17 protein-coding genes and 2 pseudogenes are annotated in these 16,502 nt (G+C 65.6%); 7 read left to right on the top strand and 12 right to left on the bottom strand.

Translation table 11 applies throughout. The features are described 5' to 3' along the window. Positions 1–392: 392 nt before the first annotated feature. Positions 393–1,073, bottom strand: a complete 681-nt coding sequence (locus T428_RS0116955; protein ID WP_156942981.1) for a hypothetical protein — start codon at positions 1,071–1,073, stop codon at positions 393–395. A gap of 433 nt (positions 1,074–1,506) precedes the next feature. Here T428_RS0116955 and T428_RS0116950 point away from each other — a divergent pair, with 433 nt between their 5' ends. From T428_RS0116950 to T428_RS34765, 3 genes and pseudogenes are all read left to right on the top strand, one after another. Beyond that, a complete protein-coding gene (locus tag T428_RS0116950) occupies positions 1,507–2,631 on the top strand; it encodes a BTAD domain-containing putative transcriptional regulator (RefSeq protein WP_025737406.1) in 1,125 nt (374 codons plus the stop codon). 122 nt (positions 2,632–2,753) lie between these two features. Then, positions 2,754–3,185, top strand: a pseudogene (locus tag T428_RS34770) (serine/threonine-protein kinase); the annotation flags it as partial. 145 nt (positions 3,186–3,330) lie between these two features. After that, positions 3,331–4,254, top strand: coding sequence for a hypothetical protein (locus T428_RS34765; protein ID WP_245604967.1), 924 nt, complete (start codon positions 3,331–3,333; stop codon positions 4,252–4,254). Between the two features lie 93 nt (positions 4,255–4,347). Here T428_RS34765 and T428_RS0116940 read toward each other — a convergent pair whose 3' ends face one another. From T428_RS0116940 to T428_RS0116925, 5 genes and pseudogenes are all read right to left on the bottom strand, one after another. Continuing rightward, positions 4,348–5,091 carry a glucose 1-dehydrogenase gene (locus tag T428_RS0116940; RefSeq protein WP_025737405.1) on the bottom strand — a complete coding sequence of 248 codons (744 nt, stop codon included), beginning with the start codon at positions 5,089–5,091 and terminating at the stop codon, positions 4,348–4,350. A 19-nt stretch (positions 5,092–5,110) separates the two neighbouring features. Further along, positions 5,111–6,213 (bottom strand): annotated as a pseudogene (locus tag T428_RS28930) (NAD(P)H-dependent amine dehydrogenase family protein). A gap of 307 nt (positions 6,214–6,520) precedes the next feature. Next, complete coding sequence (locus T428_RS28925; RefSeq protein WP_245604966.1) at positions 6,521–6,832, bottom strand: DUF4383 domain-containing protein; 312 nt, start codon at positions 6,830–6,832, stop codon at positions 6,521–6,523. Next, positions 6,833–6,955 (bottom strand): hypothetical protein, encoded by a 123-nt coding sequence (locus T428_RS35500; protein ID WP_281173879.1) that lies wholly within the window; start codon positions 6,953–6,955, stop codon positions 6,833–6,835. A gap of 65 nt (positions 6,956–7,020) precedes the next feature. Then, positions 7,021–7,656, bottom strand: coding sequence for a TetR/AcrR family transcriptional regulator (locus T428_RS0116925; protein WP_025737404.1), 636 nt, complete (start codon positions 7,654–7,656; stop codon positions 7,021–7,023). A gap of 174 nt (positions 7,657–7,830) precedes the next feature. Here T428_RS0116925 and T428_RS32865 point away from each other — a divergent pair, with 174 nt between their 5' ends. After that, a complete protein-coding gene (locus T428_RS32865) occupies positions 7,831–7,956 on the top strand; it encodes a hypothetical protein (RefSeq protein WP_139830048.1) in 126 nt (41 codons plus the stop codon). Positions 7,957–8,045: 89 nt separating this feature from the next. Here the strand turns inward: T428_RS32865 and T428_RS0116915 are convergent, their stop codons facing one another. Then, on the bottom strand, positions 8,046–9,278 hold the full coding sequence (locus T428_RS0116915; protein WP_025737403.1) for a cytochrome P450: 1,233 nt from the start codon (positions 9,276–9,278) through the stop codon (positions 8,046–8,048). A gap of 32 nt (positions 9,279–9,310) precedes the next feature. Between T428_RS0116915 and T428_RS0116910 the strand changes: the two genes are divergently transcribed. Then, on the top strand, positions 9,311–9,949 hold the full coding sequence (locus tag T428_RS0116910; protein ID WP_245604959.1) for a TetR/AcrR family transcriptional regulator: 639 nt from the start codon (positions 9,311–9,313) through the stop codon (positions 9,947–9,949). A gap of 81 nt (positions 9,950–10,030) precedes the next feature. Here T428_RS0116910 and T428_RS0116905 read toward each other — a convergent pair whose 3' ends face one another. The 4 genes from T428_RS0116905 to T428_RS0116890 all read right to left on the bottom strand — a co-directional run bounded on the left by T428_RS0116905 (position 10,031) and on the right by T428_RS0116890 (position 13,417). Then, positions 10,031–11,455 carry an NAD(P)(+) transhydrogenase (Re/Si-specific) subunit beta gene (locus tag T428_RS0116905; RefSeq protein WP_025737401.1) on the bottom strand — a complete coding sequence of 475 codons (1,425 nt, stop codon included), beginning with the start codon at positions 11,453–11,455 and terminating at the stop codon, positions 10,031–10,033. Further along, positions 11,452–11,778 carry an NAD(P) transhydrogenase subunit alpha part 2 gene (locus T428_RS0116900; RefSeq protein WP_025737400.1) on the bottom strand — a complete coding sequence of 109 codons (327 nt, stop codon included), beginning with the start codon at positions 11,776–11,778 and terminating at the stop codon, positions 11,452–11,454. The genes T428_RS0116905 and T428_RS0116900 overlap by 4 nt, the downstream gene beginning before the upstream one ends. Next, complete coding sequence (locus T428_RS0116895) at positions 11,779–12,873, bottom strand: Re/Si-specific NAD(P)(+) transhydrogenase subunit alpha (protein ID WP_025737399.1); 1,095 nt, start codon at positions 12,871–12,873, stop codon at positions 11,779–11,781. Between the two features lie 73 nt (positions 12,874–12,946). Continuing rightward, positions 12,947–13,417 carry a nuclear transport factor 2 family protein gene (locus T428_RS0116890; protein WP_025737398.1) on the bottom strand — a complete coding sequence of 157 codons (471 nt, stop codon included), beginning with the start codon at positions 13,415–13,417 and terminating at the stop codon, positions 12,947–12,949. A 158-nt stretch (positions 13,418–13,575) separates the two neighbouring features. On the opposite strand from T428_RS0116890, the gene T428_RS0116885 reads away from it, so the two are divergent. Both T428_RS0116885 and T428_RS0116880 read left to right on the top strand, forming a co-directional pair. After that, positions 13,576–14,793 (top strand): acyl-CoA dehydrogenase family protein, encoded by a 1,218-nt coding sequence (locus tag T428_RS0116885; protein ID WP_036468303.1) that lies wholly within the window; start codon positions 13,576–13,578, stop codon positions 14,791–14,793. After that, positions 14,790–15,623: a tyrosine-protein phosphatase gene (locus tag T428_RS0116880; protein WP_025737396.1), complete on the top strand. Its 834-nt coding sequence runs from the start codon at positions 14,790–14,792 to the stop codon at positions 15,621–15,623. The genes T428_RS0116885 and T428_RS0116880 overlap by 4 nt, the downstream gene beginning before the upstream one ends. Positions 15,624–15,626: 3 nt before the next feature. Here T428_RS0116880 and T428_RS0116875 read toward each other — a convergent pair whose 3' ends face one another. Continuing rightward, positions 15,627–16,490 (bottom strand): SDR family oxidoreductase, encoded by an 864-nt coding sequence (locus T428_RS0116875; RefSeq protein ID WP_025737395.1) that lies wholly within the window; start codon positions 16,488–16,490, stop codon positions 15,627–15,629. Between the last annotated feature and the right edge of the window lie 12 nt (positions 16,491–16,502).

Raw genomic sequence — 16,502 nt, 5'->3', positions numbered from 1 at the left:
GCGCGGGGGCGCTGACCGCCATCGACAGCGCCACCAGAGTTATGGCCGCCGCCGACCCAATTCGACGGCGATTGATTCTCACCGACTTAGCCATTTGACGACCGAGACTCGTCGGGCCCTGAACGCCTTGTAACGATTTCATTTTTTGACCCCTTCGCTACTTCATGGCACCGGCCGCTGCGCTGTCGGTGGCGATAACCGGGCGTAATGGCCGAATACGAACACCGAAAAGTTCTGCCGGACGGCTTGGAACATTCTTGGAGGGTTCGCCGGGGTCCCCGCGTGCCGCCGGCTTGCCTCACACGTCGGCAACCCGACGACCAGCGCCCACGGGCCGAATCAATCAGTTGGCGTTAGAGCTCCTAGCGGAGGGATCGGCCCGGGCGCGTTAGTTAGGCCACCAGACGCCGCGCGTTGGCTTCACCCAGTTGCCACAGCGGGGCGATGTCCGCTTGAGCAAACGTACGCCTGGCGCGCTTTAGCCCCCTAAGAAATAGCCCGAGCAATATACCCCAGAAGGGGAGCAGAAAACAGACGAATACCGAGAGTAGCGAATTTACGACGATAATAAGAACCATGTATCCGCCCACCTTCGGCGCGAGAATCCTGGATAGATCTCCAGAGTTAAGGTTGTGCTGCCGCGTTGTGTGGTTGAGCACCGCCACGGTGACCCATTTTTCGCCTTTATTGGCATACCACACGGTAATCGAGTCGCCCGGCTGCACATTGACGTTATAGTTCAATAGCGTCACGTCGCTCTGATTTCCGTCAGCCGTCTGTACACGGACCGTGTCGCGCACGTCGGTCCTGATGCCCCCCGATAACCGATCTGAATACGCGTCGTAGCGGACGGCGCCGTGAGTGTGGGTTGTGGTGCTCGACCCGAGAACGCGGCCCGTCACGGAAGAAAATGTCCAGTGTCGGAATATTCCGCAGAATCGTGTGCCGTCAGGATCGACACGCAGCGGGTGTGGCTGCAAATAGCCCGCCGTCCGGTAAACCAATGGGAAGTTCAAGAGTAGCCAGGGGATGACAACAAAAATCGCTACAGATGCAGCAGCGTCGACGTCCATATTTGTCCTTCCATTTGCGCCTTCGCCATGCTCGGGCGTCTCATAGCTAACCCCCCTGCATAAAACATTAATCTGGTGTACGCGGCCATGATGTTTCGCGATGTTCGTCAACGTCCGCGCTGGAATTGGCTCAATTTGCTCAACTGAGCTACGTATTTGATAGCCCAGAGCCCCTCCTTAGACCAGCTCGTTCGTAGTTTGTCCGGGTTCGAGATGTGTTAGGAGACCCTGGGGCGGACGCCTTGGAACTTTCTTGGCGCAGATCGTAACGCGATATGGACTATTACTCGCGGTAAACGCTAATCGGCCGGCCGATGCGGTCCATAACGGCCTTCGCGTGCGGCGCGCGGCCGACTTTTAGGTATCGCCCAGCGCTGGTGCGGCTCACAATGGAACCCGCGACGTCGCTGATTACCCGGAGGCCTGCAGCGCGATGGACGACACTCGTCTGGAATTCAATCTTCTTGGGCCATTGCAGGTGTCACTGAACGGCAGGCCCGTCCAGTTGGGTCCACCCAAACAGCGCGCTGTGTTGGCCGCACTGCTGATCAACCGAAATCGCGCGGTCAGCATGGAATCGTTGATCGACGCGACCTGGGATGAATCGCCGGTGCCGGCAGCACGGACCAGCATCCACTCCTACGTGTCCAACCTGCGCCGACTGCTCGGCAATGCCGGGGCGGATCCGTACGCGGTGCTAGCCAGCGCATCGCCGGGCTACCGGCTCACCGTTGCCGCCGTCGATTGCGATTTGGAGCGGTTCATAACGCATAAGGCCGCGGGGATGCGTGCGGCCGCGGCGGGACGATTCGAACAGGCCAGCAGTGACCTGTCGGCCGCTCTGCGCGAATGGCACGGACCGGTGCTCGACGATCTGCGCGACTTTCCGTTCGTGGCGGCCTTCGCCACCGCGCTGGCCAAAGACCATCTGTCGACTCATGTGACCCGGGCGGAAGCCGAAATCGCTTGCGGGCGCGCGGATGCGGTGATCGGTGACCTGGAAGTCCTCGCCACCAAGCACCCCTACCACGAACCGCTGTGGGCGCAACTGATCACCGCCTATTACGTCAGCGAGCGCCAGCCTGCCGCCCTTGAAAGCTACCGGCGACTCAAGGCCATCCTGGCGCACGATTTGGGCATCGATCCGGGACCGGCAGTCAGCGCCCTGCACGCGCGAATCCTGCGTCAGGAACGGCTGGACATCAAGCGGGCTGCCAAAACTACTGCGGCCAGAGCAGTGGCGGCCGCGCACCCGACCTCGCCCCGCAACGACGTTGTCGCCTGGCTGTGCGGCGCGACCGGACAGCACTATCCACTTCACGCGGCGCTCACCACGATAGGGCGACTACCGGACAACGACGTCGTCCTCGACGACGACGTCAGCAGACACCACGCGGTAATCGTCGACACCGGAGGAAGTTTCATGATTGCTGACCTGAGATCGGCCAACGGGGTGCATGTTCAACACCGCCGACTCCGACCCAGCGCCACCCTTGTCGACGGTGATCGCATCAGCATCTGCGGTCACCACTTCATCTTCAAAACCCAACGGCCATAGCCGCCCGCGAACTCTGCGAACCGGATTCATCGCCACCGACGCGACTGATCACATATGGTGAGCCGGTGAAAGGCACGCCGTTCGGGCGTTATCGACTTATCGAAGTGCTGGGCCGCGGGGGCATGGGTGAAGTGTGGCGCGCCCATGACAGCGAAACGGACCGGATCGTCGCCCTGAAATTGCTACCCGCGCATTTTTCCGACGATGAAGAATTTCAGCGGCGATTCCGTCGGGAGGCCCACGCCGCCGCACGGTTGAACAACCCGCACATCATTCCGATCCATCACTACGGCGAAATCGAAGGCCAGCTTTACGTCGATATGCGTCTCATCGAGGGGCGCGATCTGCAAGCTGTACTCGGCGAGGGGCCGCTGGCTCCCGCACGCGCGGTGCGCATCATCGAACAGGTCGCCAAAGCCGTGCACGCGGCCCACCAGGCGGGCCTGCTGCACCGCGATATCAAACCGTCGAACATCCTGATCGACGACGACGACTTCGCCTACCTCATCGACTTCGGCATCGCCCGCGCGATTAACGACACCCGGATGACGAAGTACAGCAACCCAATCGGCACGTTCGAATACATCGCACCCGAGCGTCTGGACAATCAGGCGGAAGAAGACGCGCGCGGACGTCCATTCGCTGGCGTGTGTGCTGTACGAGGCCCTGACGGGGCATCCGCCCTTTCCTGGCGACACGATGGCGCAGCTGGTGGCGGCGCACTTTCACATTCCACCGCCTCAGGTCACGGTCACCCGGCCCGACGTGCCCCCTCAGGTCGATCAAGTCATCGCGACCGGCATGGCCAAGGACCCCGACCACCGCTACAGCACTACCGTCGAGCTGGCCGATGCCGCCCGCGACGCCATCACGATGCCGCTGGCACCGCGCGGCGCGTCCACGCGGATTTCGGACCCGACCACCGCCCGCGCCCACGCAGCCGATCGTTTGCCACCCGCCCCCGACCTCGCCGCCACGCATCAGCGTCCGGTTGGCGCGTCCCCTGCCCCGGCAGCCGGTCCCGTCGACTACCAACCCTCCCCCATCGGTGCACCGCCACGACGTCCCTCGCGACGGCGTCCGAGCTGGCTGATTGCCGTACTGGGCGCGGTCGTGATCGGTGTGGGCCTCGCCGTCTATGGCCCCGCGCGGGCACTCCTATCCGGACACCAGCCGCCAACCCCAACCCCGACCGCGCAACCCGCGCCGTCGGTGGCGCCGGCCGCGCAACCCACTCCACCCTCGGCGGGCCCAGTGTCCTCGCCTGCTTCTTCTAGTGCCGAAATACCCGGGTTGGCCCCCTACGTCGGCGTCTGGCAGGCACACACCGGCAGGGTCGTCATCGACAGCACCGGCACCGGTCGATTGACCTACCGAGGATGCACCGCCTGCGCGACACCAACGGAAAACACCATTGACTTCGCGCTCACCTCGGTCGCGAACGGCTTCGCCAGCGGAGCCGTCACGGCCAGCTCGGATGCTTTCTATATGGTCGGCGCACCGGTGACGGCTCATCTCGCCGCGGTCTTGCCCGGCCAACTCCTGGAGATGACCGTCAAAGGCATCGCCGAATTGCCGTTCTGCAACGGTCCCGCCGAGGCCGCCGGTCAATGCGGGGCCTGACCAAAGCGCCGCCCAAACCCGGTGTGCGCTAATAGTATTGATGCGCAAGCGTTTTCAGTGGCGAACCCCGGCGGCGGACCCAATCCGCGCGCGTCAGAACAAGTCCTTGTGGTTCACGTCGGTGATCAGGCCGCCGTCCATGATGAACTCGCTGCCGGTGGAATAGGACGACTCGTCGCTGGCCAGGAACAGGACGAACGTCGCGACCTCGCGCACTTGCCCGGGCCGGCCCAGCGGGATGGTGACCATGTCCTCGGGCAGGTGTTTGGTCATCGGGGTCTTGATGAAGCCGGGATGCACGAAGTTGACCCGGATGTTGTGCGGCGCCAGCTCCAGGGCGGCCGACTTGGCCAGGCCGCGCACGCCCCATTTGGACGCGACGCAGGGGTGCACCATGGGAGCGCCGCGCAGGCCCTCGATCGACGACACGTTGATGATCGAGCCGCCGCCGGTGGCGATCATCGGCTCGACGGCCACTCGCATGCCCAGGAACGTCCCGGTCAGGTTGACGTCAATGACCTTCTGCCACTTGGCCAGATCGAAGCTCTTGAGCGGCCCGAGCGCGACCGTGCCTGCGTTGTTGACCAGTACGTTGAGCTTCCCGAATTCGCCGATCGCGGTAGCGACCGCGGCGTCCCACTGGTCGGGCTGCGTGACGTCGAGATGGACGTAGCGCGCGGAGTCGCCGAGCTCGTCGGCCAGCGCCTTGCCCTGGTCGTCGAGGATGTCGCCGATCACCACCTTGGCGCCCTCCTCGACGAGCAGGCGCGCGTCTTCGGCGCCCATGCCACCGGCGGCGCCACTGATGAGTGCAACTTTTCCGTCTACCCGACCCACGTGAGGGTCTCCTTTCGATTCAAGTGGTCACCAAAGTGCTTGGCGCGTAAAGGACTTTGCCGGTTATCAGCGACAGGTCGAGTGTGGTCCGAATGCCCGGAGGTGCGGCGATCACGGCCGGGATCGCGTTGACGATGCGGCCCGCGGCGCCGGCGATCGCGGCGTGGTTGTGGTCGCCCTTGCGGCTGCTGGGAATGATGTCCACGGCATACGACGGTTCGCCGGTGATCTCGACGCGGTACGAGCCGTCCCCGGAGGCGGGCTGGGGCAAGTCGGGGCGCCGGTCGGGCCGCAGCCGGGTGACGTGTTCGATCACGATGGCGGGGTGACCCTTGACCATGCCGCGAATCTCGAACTGCAGCACCGCCACGGTGCCCTTGGCCACGTGGCCGACCGCGATGTCGAAGTCCTCCGGAGCCGGCTCGCGTTGGTAGGACTCGGTGATCTCGTCGACCGCGATGCCGAGGCCGGCCGCCAGCTGACGGATCACGGTCCCCCACGCGATGGACAGGACGCCCGGCTGCAGCAGCATCGGGATCTCGTCCATGGGTCGGGCGAACCCCATGTAGGTCATGACTTCTTCGCCGTTGTAGCTGGCATAGTCGTGAATCTCCATGCAGCGCACCTGCTCGATGCGCTGACAGGTCCCGGCCAGCGCGAACGGGATCAGGTCGTTGGCGAATCTCGGGTCGACGCCACTGATGAAGATGCTCGAATTGCCTTGCCTGGCAGCATCTTCCACGCGGGCGATGTACTTGTCCGGCATCACGCCCCAGGGGAACTGCAGCAGCCCGGGCGACGACCCGACGACGTTGATGCCGGCGGCCAGGATGCGCATGACGTCGGCCATCGCCTCGGGCAGCCGGGTGTCGCCCATCGCGCAGTAGACGACGCAGTCGGGTTTGCCGGCGATGATGGCGTCCAGGTCGTTGACGGCCTTGATGCCGGTGACCGCGGGGGTGTCCAGGCCGACGCCGCACAGCTCGCCGGCGTCGCAGCCCACCTTTTCCGGCGTGGACACGTTGACGCCGACCAGGTCAAACTGTGGATTCGCGATCAGTTCGGCTCCAGGGCCAGGCCTCCGACATTTCCGGTACCGACGTGCGCGACGCGGATCGCCATCTTCAGTCTCCGTCCCTTGAAGCCTGGAAGCTTTTCTAGACACTAGTCCATAACTTCCGGGACCTTGCGCGCCGGGAGCGCGATCGCCCGCCAGCGTAAACCCGGTGCGAAAAATCGACCGCGATCTCGCCGGGTGCTTACGCTCGCGAGTGAGGAGGCGCGGTCGCGGTCGGCCGGCGTCTGGGCGGCCTGCTCGGCGGGCTAGGAAGTGTTTGCACCCGAAAAGCATTGCCGGGCAATGACCCCCACGGCCCGCGCAGTGCTACGCGCGTTAGGGATGAGTAGTTCTACTCAGCGGCCGGGTGCGCTACCGGGTCCTGTGCAGGTCGGCGAGCGAATTCCGCAGTCCGCCGTCCATCCGGATCTGGATGCCGGCCACCGCGACCATGATCACCGCGGTGACCAGGTGCACGACCGCGTCGGTGGTGTTGTTGGGAAAACTGAAGACCAGGGCGACCTGATGAAAGAAGAACGCCCAGATACCCGGCAGCGCGCCGGCCGCGGCGGCAAGCATCAGATACAAGACCGACCATGATTTTCGCCGCGCGAATACCAGGCCGGGTGCGAACAGGGCCAGACCCGCCACGGCGTGCCATCCGTTGTAATCCATCCCCCACAGCTACACGGTCGGCGCGCCCGGACCGGTCGCGAAACTGGGCTCGAGAATGAAACCGATCACGGCCTGGATCACGTGGACGATGCAGATGATCAACAGGCCGATTTGAGCGAAACTCCACTTCATCGTGAACCTCCGGGATAGCCGGTGGCCCGAATACTACTCTTTGTAGTAGTCCGCGCCTAGTGGGGCTACGGCCCGAGCGGAGACTCCGTGCGGATCGTCTCGTCACGAATCAACCCGCGCAGCAGCGCCGTGCTGAACTCGGCGGCGATCTCCTTGGCGCTGCGCCGTCCGCTCGGCCGCAGCCAGCGGTAGCTGCCCAGCGTCATCCCGATGTAGCCCAGCGCCAGCACATGCGAATCGCACCGATAGAACTCGCCGTTGGCGATGCCGCGGTCGATCAGGCCGTGCACGTGGTGGTAGACCTGGGCTTCCTTCTCCCGGACCTCGGCGACCTGTTCCTCGGTGAACCATTCGGTGATGTAAGGCTGCTCCTGGAAGTACACCGCGGCCCGCTCGGGATCGCTCGCAATGCCCGTGAGCAGCCGAATCGTGTATTGATAGAGCGCCTCGCGGGCCGTCCAGGACGGGTCGTCGTGCACGGCGGCCAGCGTGCCCTCGGCGGCCTGGCGGTAGATGTCGAACAGGATCAGCGACTTGCTGGCGTAGTAGTGGTAGACGGTCGCCTTGTTCAGGCCGATGACGTCGGCGACGTCATCCATCCGGGTGCCGTGATAGCCCCGGGCGGCGAACAGCTTGGTGGCGACCGCCAGCAACTCCTCGCGGCGCGTCAACCCGTTGCGGGTGATGCTGTCGGATGTCATCTGTACTCACTATCGTCGCTACCAGCGGGGCCGAATGGGCGTGGCTTCGGGCCCGATCTAGGCAAAGTACCAATCAACTGGTTGGACAGTTTAGAGGTATCGGTGCCTGTCGCACCGGCGCGGATGCGACTAGACTTCGATAATCGAACTAGTCGCGAGTACAGAGGTGGGGCGATGGATCCGAGTCCGGACTACGACGGCAGCGACGAAATCGAATTCTTCATGAAGTATTTCACCTGGGGCCTGCGCGGGGTTGTCGACGGCAACGGGTACCCCCCGCCGGCCTACCCACCCGTCTAGACCAATCTTTCCCGCCGCTGACGGGCAGCCTAGCGTCGCGCATTCACGTTGTGCCACACGGCAATTGGCGCCCAGCTCGGTGACCCGGCCTACCTGGTGCCGTAGGCGACATCAAGGCGTTTGACCCCGTTGATCCAGCCCGATCGCAGTCGCTGCGGTTCGGCGAGCTTGGTGATGTCGGGTATCTGCTCGGCGAGCTCGTCGAAAATCAGCTTGATCTCCATCCGGGCCAGGTTGGCGCCGATACAGTAGTGCGCCCCACTGCCGCCGAAACTCAGGTGCGGATTGGGATTGCGCGAGATGTCGAACCGGAAGGGATGGTCGAAAACTTCCTCGTCGAAGTTGGCCGAACTGTAGAACAGGCCCACCCGCTGGCCTTCCTTGACGGTGACACCGCCGATTTCAACGTCGGCAAGGGCGGTGCGCTGGAAGCAATGCACCGGGCTGGCCCACCGGATGATCTCGTCGACCGCGGTGGCCGGGCGCTCCCGCTTGAATAATTCCCACTGCTCGGGGTTGTCGAAGAACGCGTTCATCCCGTGCGTCATGGCGTTGCGGGTGGTTTCGTTGCCCGCCACGGCCAACAGGATGACGAAGAACGCGAATTCGACGTCGCCGAGCGCATCCCCGTCGATGTCGGCCTGAATCAGGCGCGTGACGATGTCGTCCACCGGGCAGCGGCGCCGCTCGTCGGCCATGTTGTAGGCGTAGGCCATCAGCTCGGCGTTGGCGACGGTGGGGTCGCTGTCGAAGTCGGGGTCGTCGGTGTTCATGATCGCGTTGGTCCAGTCGAACAGCTTCGCGCGATCGGCCTCCGGCACGCCGATCAGGTCGGCGATCGCCAGCAGGGGCAGGTTCATCGCGACGTCGCCGACGAAGTCGCCGTCGCCCTTGCGCGCGGCGGTGCGCACGATCTCGGCCGCCGCTGCGGCCAGCTTCTCCTCGAGCGAGGCGATCGCGCGCGGGGTGAACAGCCGTGACACCAGCTTGCGCAGCCGGGTGTGTTCCGGGGCGTCGCGGTTGATCAGCAAGGCCTTGGTCAGCTCGAGCTGCTCGGCGGTGACCCCGTCGAAAAGCCGCATGACGGCGCCCTTGCGGTTGGTCGACCACAGGTGGCTGTCCCGGGAGACGGCCTTGACGTCCTCGTGGCGGCTGATCACCCAGTAGCCCCCGTCGTCGAAGACCGACTCGGGCTGCGGGTTCCACCACACCGGTGCCGTGCGGCGCAGCTCCGCGAATTGGGCGACCGGAAGGCCGGCCAGCAAGACGTCGGGATCGGTGAAATCGAAGTTCTCCCCGAACGGACACGTCGTTGTGCTCATGATGCTCGATCATACAGATAATTGCTAGACGTATGACCGTCGAAGCGCACCTGATCGGATATCGTCGCGATGTGCGGACCCGTGGATGGGGTGGCAGCGTGCCGGCCACCGACGAGGAGGCGGTAGCCCGGATCCTGGCGGCCACCCGTCGAACCATCGACGAGCGCGGCGACCAGACCACGCTGGCCGATGTGGCGCGCACGCTGAACGTAACGCGGCAGACGATCTACCACTACTTCGCCTCGACCGACGAGCTGCTGCAGGCCACCGCCCTGGGTGCGACCGACGACTTCATGGACCACCTGGCGACGGCGCTGCACGGGATGACCGATCCGGCGGCGGCGTTGATCGAGGGCATTTGCCTGACCCTGGAGCGCTTGCCGAAGGATCCCTACATCGGCCTGCTGCTGCGGGTGTCGCGCACCGGCGCGTTCGCCGAACAGGTCACCGTCACCAACGAGACCGCGTACGTGCTGGGACGTTCGATCTTGGACCGCCTCGACGTCGACTGGTCGGCATACGCTCCCGCCGCAATCGAGGACATCCTGCAGATCGTACTGCGCACCTTGCAGTCGTTCATCCTGTCGCCGCCGACCGGCGACGGGGCCGAATTGCGCCGGCTGCTCGGACTGTGGGTCGGCCCGGTTGTCGCGGCGCTACCGCGCGCCTAACGGCCACCCCGTCGAACGTGCTCTGATGGCGCGTTTCCGCCCAGATTTTCGCCACCAGAGCACGTTCGGCGGGTGAATTCGCTAGAGCGCCTTGAGCTCCTCGGCGACCTCGGTCACCGATTTCTTCGCGTCGCCGAACAGCATGCTGGTGCCCTCGCCGTAGAACAGCGGGTTGTCGATGCCGGCGAAGCCGGAATTCATCGACCGCTTGAGCACGATCACCGACTTGGCCTTGTCGACGTTGAGAATCGGCATGCCGTAGATCGGGCTGGAGGCGTCGTTGCGGGCGGCCGGGTTGGTGACGTCGTTGGCGCCGATGACGATCGCGACGTCGGTGCGGGCGAACTCGTCGTTGATGTCGTCCATGTCCTTCATGGCGTCGTAGTCGACCTCGGCCTCGGCTAGCAGCACGTTCATGTGCCCGGGCATCCGGCCGGCCACCGGGTGGATGGCGTACTTCACCGTCACACCCTTGTCTTCCAACAGCGACGCCATGTCCTTGACCGCGTGCTGGGCCTGCGCGACGGCCAGGCCGTAGCCCGGCACCACGATCACCTGGTTGGCGTAGGCCATCTGGATCGCGGCGTCGGCGGCCGAGGTGGCCTTGACGGTGTTGTCGCCGCCGCCGTCGCCGCTGGGCGCCACGCCGCCGCCCCCGAAGCCGCCGGCGACGATCGCGGGGATGGACCGGTTCATCGCCTTGGCCATCAGGTTGGTCAGGATCGAACCCGAGGCGCCGACGATCATGCCCGCGACGATCATCGCGGTGTTGTTCAGCGCCAAACCGGCTGCGGCGGCCGACAGCCCGGTCATCGCGTTGAGCAGGGAGATGACCACCGGCATGTCGGCACCACCGATGGGCAGCACCAGCATCAGGCCCAGCACCCCCGCGGCGGCCAGCAGGCCGATCATCCACCACAGCGGGGCGCCGCCGGTGCTGGGATGGGCGTGCAGGCCGACGACGACCGCACACGCGACCGCGCCGACCAGCAGCAGCAGGTTGATCGGCTGCTGGGCCTTGCCGAAGCCGATCGGAGCCCCGGAGATGATCTCCTGCAGCTTGCCGAACGCGATGATCGAGCCCCAGAACGAGATCGACCCGATGATCGCGGCGAACAGCGAGGCCACCACGATGTGCACGGTCGGCGACTCGCCGTGCTGAAAGGCCGAAAACCCTTGTGTCTCAATGAATTCTGAGAGTGCGATCAGCGCGACGGTGCCGCCGCCGACGCCGTTGAAGAACGCCACCAGTTGGGGCATGGCCGTCATCTTGGTGTAGCGGGCCGGCGGAACGCCGAGCGCGACGCCCACCACCAGACCGGCGATGATCAGCACCCACGATTCGGTGTGGCGGATCTTGATCAGGGTTGCGGCCACAGCCAGGGCCATGCCGACCGCGGCGATCAGGTTGCCGCGTACCGCGGTCTTGGGTCCGGTCAGGCCCATCAGGCCGTAGATGAACAGGGCAAAGGAAACGATGTAGAGGCCGATCACCAAGTAGTTCATTTGGCGGCCGGCTCCTCGGCTTTGGCGGGCACCGGCTTCTTACCCTTGAACATGCCCAGCATCCGGTCGGTGACGATGAAGCCGCCGATGACGTTGAGGGTTCCGAACACCACCGCGACGAACAGGATGATCTGCACCGCCAGCGACGGGTGCTCGACCTCGCCGAACACCACCAGCGCGCCGAGCACCACGATGCCGTGGATGGCGTTGGTGCCCGACATCAGCGGCGTGTGCAGGGTGTTGGGCACCTTGGAAATCACGGCGAACCCGACGAATCCCGACAGCACCAGGATCGCGAGGTTCGCCAACAGCTCGTCGTACATCTAGGAGTCCTCTCCGCTGCGGGTCACGCATGAGGCGGCGATGATTTCGTCGTCGAAGTCCGGGGCCAGCTTGCCGTCGGTGAGCAGCAGATCCAGCAGAGCCGTGATGTTCTTGCTGTAGAGCTCGCTCGCGTGCTCGGGCATGGTCGCCGGCAGGTTCAGCGGCGAGGCGATGGTGACGTCATGCTTTACCACCGTTTGGCCGGGCTCGGTGAGCTCGCAGTTCCCCCCGGTTTCCCCGGCCAGGTCCACCACCACGCTGCCGGGCTTCATCGCCTCCACCGCCGCGGCGGTCACCAGCCGCGGCGCGGGGCGGCCCGGGACCAGCGCCGTGGTGATCACGACGTCGAATCCGCTGATGGCCTTCTCCAGCGCGGCCTGCTGCTGGGTGCGCTCGTCGTCGGTGAGCTCGCGGGCGTAGCCGCCCTCACCGGCCGCCTCGATCCCGATGTCGAGCCACTGCGCGCCCACCGAACGGACCTGGTCGGCCACCTCGGGGCGCACGTCGTAGCCGGTGGTGCGAGCGCCCAGCCGTTTGGCCGTCGCCAGCGCCTGCAACCCGGCCACGCCGACGCCGAGCACCAGCACCGTCGCGGGCTTCACCGTGCCCGCGGCCGTGGTCAGCATCGGGAAGAACCGGGTCGACTCCGACGCCGCCAGCAACACGGCCTTGTAGCCGGAGACGTTGCCCTGCGACGACAGCGCGTCCATCGCCTGCGCCCGCGAGATGCGCGGGATGGCCTCCAGCGCGAACGCCTGCACCCCGGCCCGCTTGAGCGCGCCGATCGAGTTCTCCGCATTGCGCGGCGCCAGGAAGCCGATCAGCGTCTGACCGCTGTTCAGCTTGCCCACCTCGTCGGCGGTCGGCGGAGCGACCTTGACGACGACGTCGGCCGACCATGCGTCGCCGATGGTGGCACCGGCGGCGGTGTAGAGCTCGTCGGGAAGCAACGCCCGCGCACCCGCACCGGATTCGACCACCACCGCCACACCACCGCTCACCAGGGATGCGACCGCCTTAGGTACCAGTGCAACGCGGCGCTCGTCGGTCCCGGACTCGGCAACCACACCGATCGTCGTCTGCGCATCTGTCATGGCGCGTACATCTACTTTCCTTACCTCAGCTGCCCTAATGCGAACCTCGTTGAGTTGAACACCCTAGCGGCCGCTACCAAAGCGGAATGTCTTGGCCGTGTTCCGACGCCCGCCGGGGCCCGAAGTAGCGCCGCTGCAATTCGTCGACCCGGACGTCGTTGATGCTGGCCTCGCGGCGCGCCATCAATCCCGACGGCGAGAATTCCCACAGTTCGTTGCCGTAGCTGCGATACCACTGGCCGCTCGCGTCGTGGCATTCGTACTGGAACCGCACGGCGATGCGGTTGTCGTGGAAGTCCCACAGCACCTTGCGCAACGAGTAGTCGAGTTCGCGCTGCCACTTACGGGTCAGGAATGCCACGATCTCGGCGCGGCCCACGACGTGCTCGTCGCGGTTTCGCCAGTGCGAGTCGGGCGTGTACGCCAGGCTGACCTTCTCGGGATCGCAAGTGTTCCAGGCGTCCTCGGCGACCTGGACCTTCTGCAGCGCTGTTTCGTAAGTGAACGGGGGAAACGGCGGACGGGATTCGGCGACGTCGGTCATGTCTCCATCGTGCTCCACCGAATGCGCCTGCACCTCGTCGAGACCGAAACCGGGTAGACCCGCGGCGGCGTGTCGTCCGCATGGTTTCAATGTCGCGTCGCCGACCGGAAATGAAGCCCCCCGATTCGTGTCCTATCGTGACGGTCATGGACTTCGCGATGTCGGCTAAGGCCGCCGACTACCACAAGCGGTTGTCCGACTTCATGACCGAGTTTGTCTTTCCGGCTGAGGCCGCCTACGACAAATACCGCCACGAGGCCGGCGCAGATGATCACACCGTTCCTCCCGTCACCGAGGAACTCAAAGCCAAGGCCAAAGAGCGCGGCCTGTGGAACCTGTTCCTGCCGGCCGAGTCCGGGTTGACCAACCTGGAGTACGCGCCGCTGGCCGAGCTGACCGGCTGGAGCCTGGAGCTGGCGCCCGAGGCGGTCAACTGCGCGGCGCCGGACACCGGGAACATGGAGACCCTGCACCTGTTCGCCACCGAGGAGCAACGCAAGCAGTGGCTGGAGCCGTTGCTGGCCGGCGAGATCCGCAGCGCCTTCTCGATGACCGAGCCCGCCGTTGCCAGCAGCGACGCCCGCAACATCCAGACGGCCATCGTGCGCGACGGCGCCGACTACGTCATCAACGGCCGCAAGTGGTGGACCTCGGGTGCGGCGGACCCGCGCTGCAAGATCCTGATCGTGATGGGGCGCACCAACCCCGACGCGGCCAGTCATCAGCAGCAGTCGATGGTCCTGGTGCCGATGGACACCCCGGGTGTGACGGTGGTGCGCTCGACGCCGGTGTTCGGCTGGCAGGACCAGCACGGGCACTGCGAGGTCGTCTACGACAACGTCCGGGTGCCGGTCACCAACCTGCTGGGCGAGGAGGGCGGCGGCTTCGCGATCGCCCAGGCTCGGCTCGGACCGGGCCGCATCCACCACTGCATGCGGGCGCTGGGCGGGGCCGAACGTGCCCTGGCCCTGATGGTGCACCGCGCGAACAACCGGATCGCGTTCGGCCGCCCGCTGGCCGACCAGGGCCTGGTGCAGCAGGCAATCGCCCAGTCCCGCAACGAAATCGACCAAGCCCGGCTGCTCTGCGAAAAAGCCGCGTGGACCATCGATCAGCACGGCAACAAGGCCGCACACCTGCTGGTGTCGCAGATCAAAGCGGTTGCGCCGCAAGTGGCTTGCAACGTGATCGACCGCGCGATCCAGGTGCACGGGGCGGCCGGCGTCAGCGACGACACGGTGCTGGCCCGGCTCTACGGCTGGCACCGCGCCATGCGGATTTTCGACGGACCCGACGAGGTGCACATGCGGACCATCGCACGTTCCGAAATCGGCCGGGAACAGTCCACCTTCGCCGCGGCGGTGACCGGGAAATGACCGAGGCGCTGCGAGAACTATCCGGCGCGTGGAACTTTCGCGACGTCGCGGACGGAGCGTCGGCGCTGCGGCCTGGACGACTGTTCCGGTCCGGGGAGTTGAGCCGCCTCGACGACCAGGGCCGAAATACGCTGCGCGAGTTGGGAATTACCGATGTCGCGGATCTGCGCGCCGCGCGCGAGGTCGCCCGGCGCGGACCGGGGCTGGTGCCGGATGGCATCGACGTTCATCTGCTGCCGTTTCCCGACCTCGGCGACGAAAAGCCGACCGACGACCCGGAAGACGCGGCGCCGCACGAGACGGCGTTTCGGCGACTGTTCCAGGGCGAGGCCGACCAGACCGACGAAGAGGTCAACGAGGCCGCCATCCGCCACATGACCGACGAGTACCGGCAATTCCCCACCCGCAACGGGGCGCATCAGGCCGTGCATCGGGTGTTCACCCTGCTGGCGGCGGGGCGCGCGGTGCTCACCCACTGCTTCGCGGGCAAGGACCGCACCGGGTTCGTGATCGCCACGGTGCTGGAGACGATCGGCATCGACCGCGACACCATCGTCGCCGATTATCTGCGCAGCAACGCTGCGGTACCCCAACTGCGCGACCACATCTACGAGATGATCTCCCAGCGCTCCGACGTCGAATTGACCCCGGAGGTCGTCACGTTCACCAAAGCCCGGCTGGCCGACGGCGTCCTGGGCGTGCGTCCCGAATACCTCGACGCCGCACGCCACACCATCGACAAGGAGTTCGGCTCGCTGGACGCCTACCTGCGCGACGCAGGCGTCACGCAGGCGGATGTGGACCGCCTGCGTGACGAGCTGCTGGTCTGACCGTCAGCCGAGTTTGAATTCGGCTTTCTTCGCCGCGGACAGGTCGGTGATCTTGTCCCACTGCGCGGCGATGTCGTCCACCGACAGAGGGGCGTCGAAGGTGAAGCCGTCGTTCTGGAACAGCGCGACGCGCTGCACCTTGCCGCCACCGACCACGAAAATCGATGCGCTGTTGGGGTTTTCCTCGGTGCACAGGTAGGCCACCACCGGGGCGACGTACTCCGGGGTGAGTTTCTCGAGCACCTCCTTGGGCAGGATGTCCTCGGTCATCCGGGTCGCCGCGATGGGGGCGACGGCGTTGGCGTGGATGTTGTACTTGGCGCCCTCGAGCGCCAGGCTGTTGATCAGACCGACCAGCCCGAGCTTGGCCGCCCCGTAGTTGGTCTGGCCGAAGTTGCCGAACAGTCCGCTGGTGGACGTGGCCACGACCACGCGCCCGTAGCTCTGCTCCCGGAAGTGCGGCCAGGCGGCGCGAAGGACGTTGTAGCCGCCGTACAGGTGGACCTTGAGCACGGCGTCCCAGTTCTCGAACGACATCTTGTGGAAGGTGCCGTCGCGCAGGATGCCGGCGTTGCTGACCACGCCGTGCACGGCGCCGAACTCGTCCAGTGCGGTCTTGATGATGTTCTCGGCGCCCTCGGGGTCGGCGACGCTGTCGTAGTTGGCGGCGGCCCGGCCACCGGCGTCCTTGATCTCCTTGACTACCTGGTCGGCCATGTTGTGGCCGGCGCCGGTGCCGTCGCGGGCTCCGCCGAGGTCATTGACGACGACGCTGGCGCCCTCCTTGGCGAGGGTGAGCGCATACTCACGCCCCAGTCCTCCGCCGGCTCCGGTGACGACGATGACGCGATCCTGCACTCCGGGCATCAGGTTCCTCTC

The sequence above is a fragment of the Mycobacterium genavense ATCC 51234 genome, assembly GCF_000526915.1.
In the GTDB taxonomy this organism is placed as follows: Bacteria; Actinomycetota; Actinomycetes; order Mycobacteriales; family Mycobacteriaceae; genus Mycobacterium; species Mycobacterium genavense.
This window is presented reverse-complemented; position numbering and strand designations above follow the sequence as displayed.

Coding starts and splice junctions, on each gene's coding strand:
- T428_RS0116955 (WP_156942981.1), bottom strand. CDS start 1,073: ATGGACGTCGACGCTGCTGCATCTGTAGCGATTTTTGTTGTCATCCCC.
- T428_RS0116950 (WP_025737406.1), top strand. CDS start 1,507: ATGGACGACACTCGTCTGGAATTCAATCTTCTTGGGCCATTGCAGGTG.
- T428_RS34765 (WP_245604967.1), top strand. CDS start 3,331: ATGGCGCAGCTGGTGGCGGCGCACTTTCACATTCCACCGCCTCAGGTC.
- T428_RS35500 (WP_281173879.1), bottom strand. CDS start 6,955: ATGAAGTGGAGTTTCGCTCAAATCGGCCTGTTGATCATCTGCATCGTC.
- T428_RS0116925 (WP_025737404.1), bottom strand. CDS start 7,656: ATGACATCCGACAGCATCACCCGCAACGGGTTGACGCGCCGCGAGGAG.
- T428_RS32865 (WP_139830048.1), top strand. CDS start 7,831: ATGGATCCGAGTCCGGACTACGACGGCAGCGACGAAATCGAATTCTTC.
- T428_RS0116915 (WP_025737403.1), bottom strand. CDS start 9,278: ATGAGCACAACGACGTGTCCGTTCGGGGAGAACTTCGATTTCACCGAT.
- T428_RS0116910 (WP_245604959.1), top strand. CDS start 9,311: ATGACCGTCGAAGCGCACCTGATCGGATATCGTCGCGATGTGCGGACC.
- T428_RS0116905 (WP_025737401.1), bottom strand. CDS start 11,455: ATGAACTACTTGGTGATCGGCCTCTACATCGTTTCCTTTGCCCTGTTC.
- T428_RS0116900 (WP_025737400.1), bottom strand. CDS start 11,778: ATGTACGACGAGCTGTTGGCGAACCTCGCGATCCTGGTGCTGTCGGGA.
- T428_RS0116895 (WP_025737399.1), bottom strand. CDS start 12,873: ATGACAGATGCGCAGACGACGATCGGTGTGGTTGCCGAGTCCGGGACC.
- T428_RS0116890 (WP_025737398.1), bottom strand. CDS start 13,417: ATGACCGACGTCGCCGAATCCCGTCCGCCGTTTCCCCCGTTCACTTAC.
- T428_RS0116885 (WP_036468303.1), top strand. CDS start 13,576: ATGTCGGCTAAGGCCGCCGACTACCACAAGCGGTTGTCCGACTTCATG.
- T428_RS0116880 (WP_025737396.1), top strand. CDS start 14,790: ATGACCGAGGCGCTGCGAGAACTATCCGGCGCGTGGAACTTTCGCGAC.
- T428_RS0116875 (WP_025737395.1), bottom strand. CDS start 16,490: ATGCCCGGAGTGCAGGATCGCGTCATCGTCGTCACCGGAGCCGGCGGA.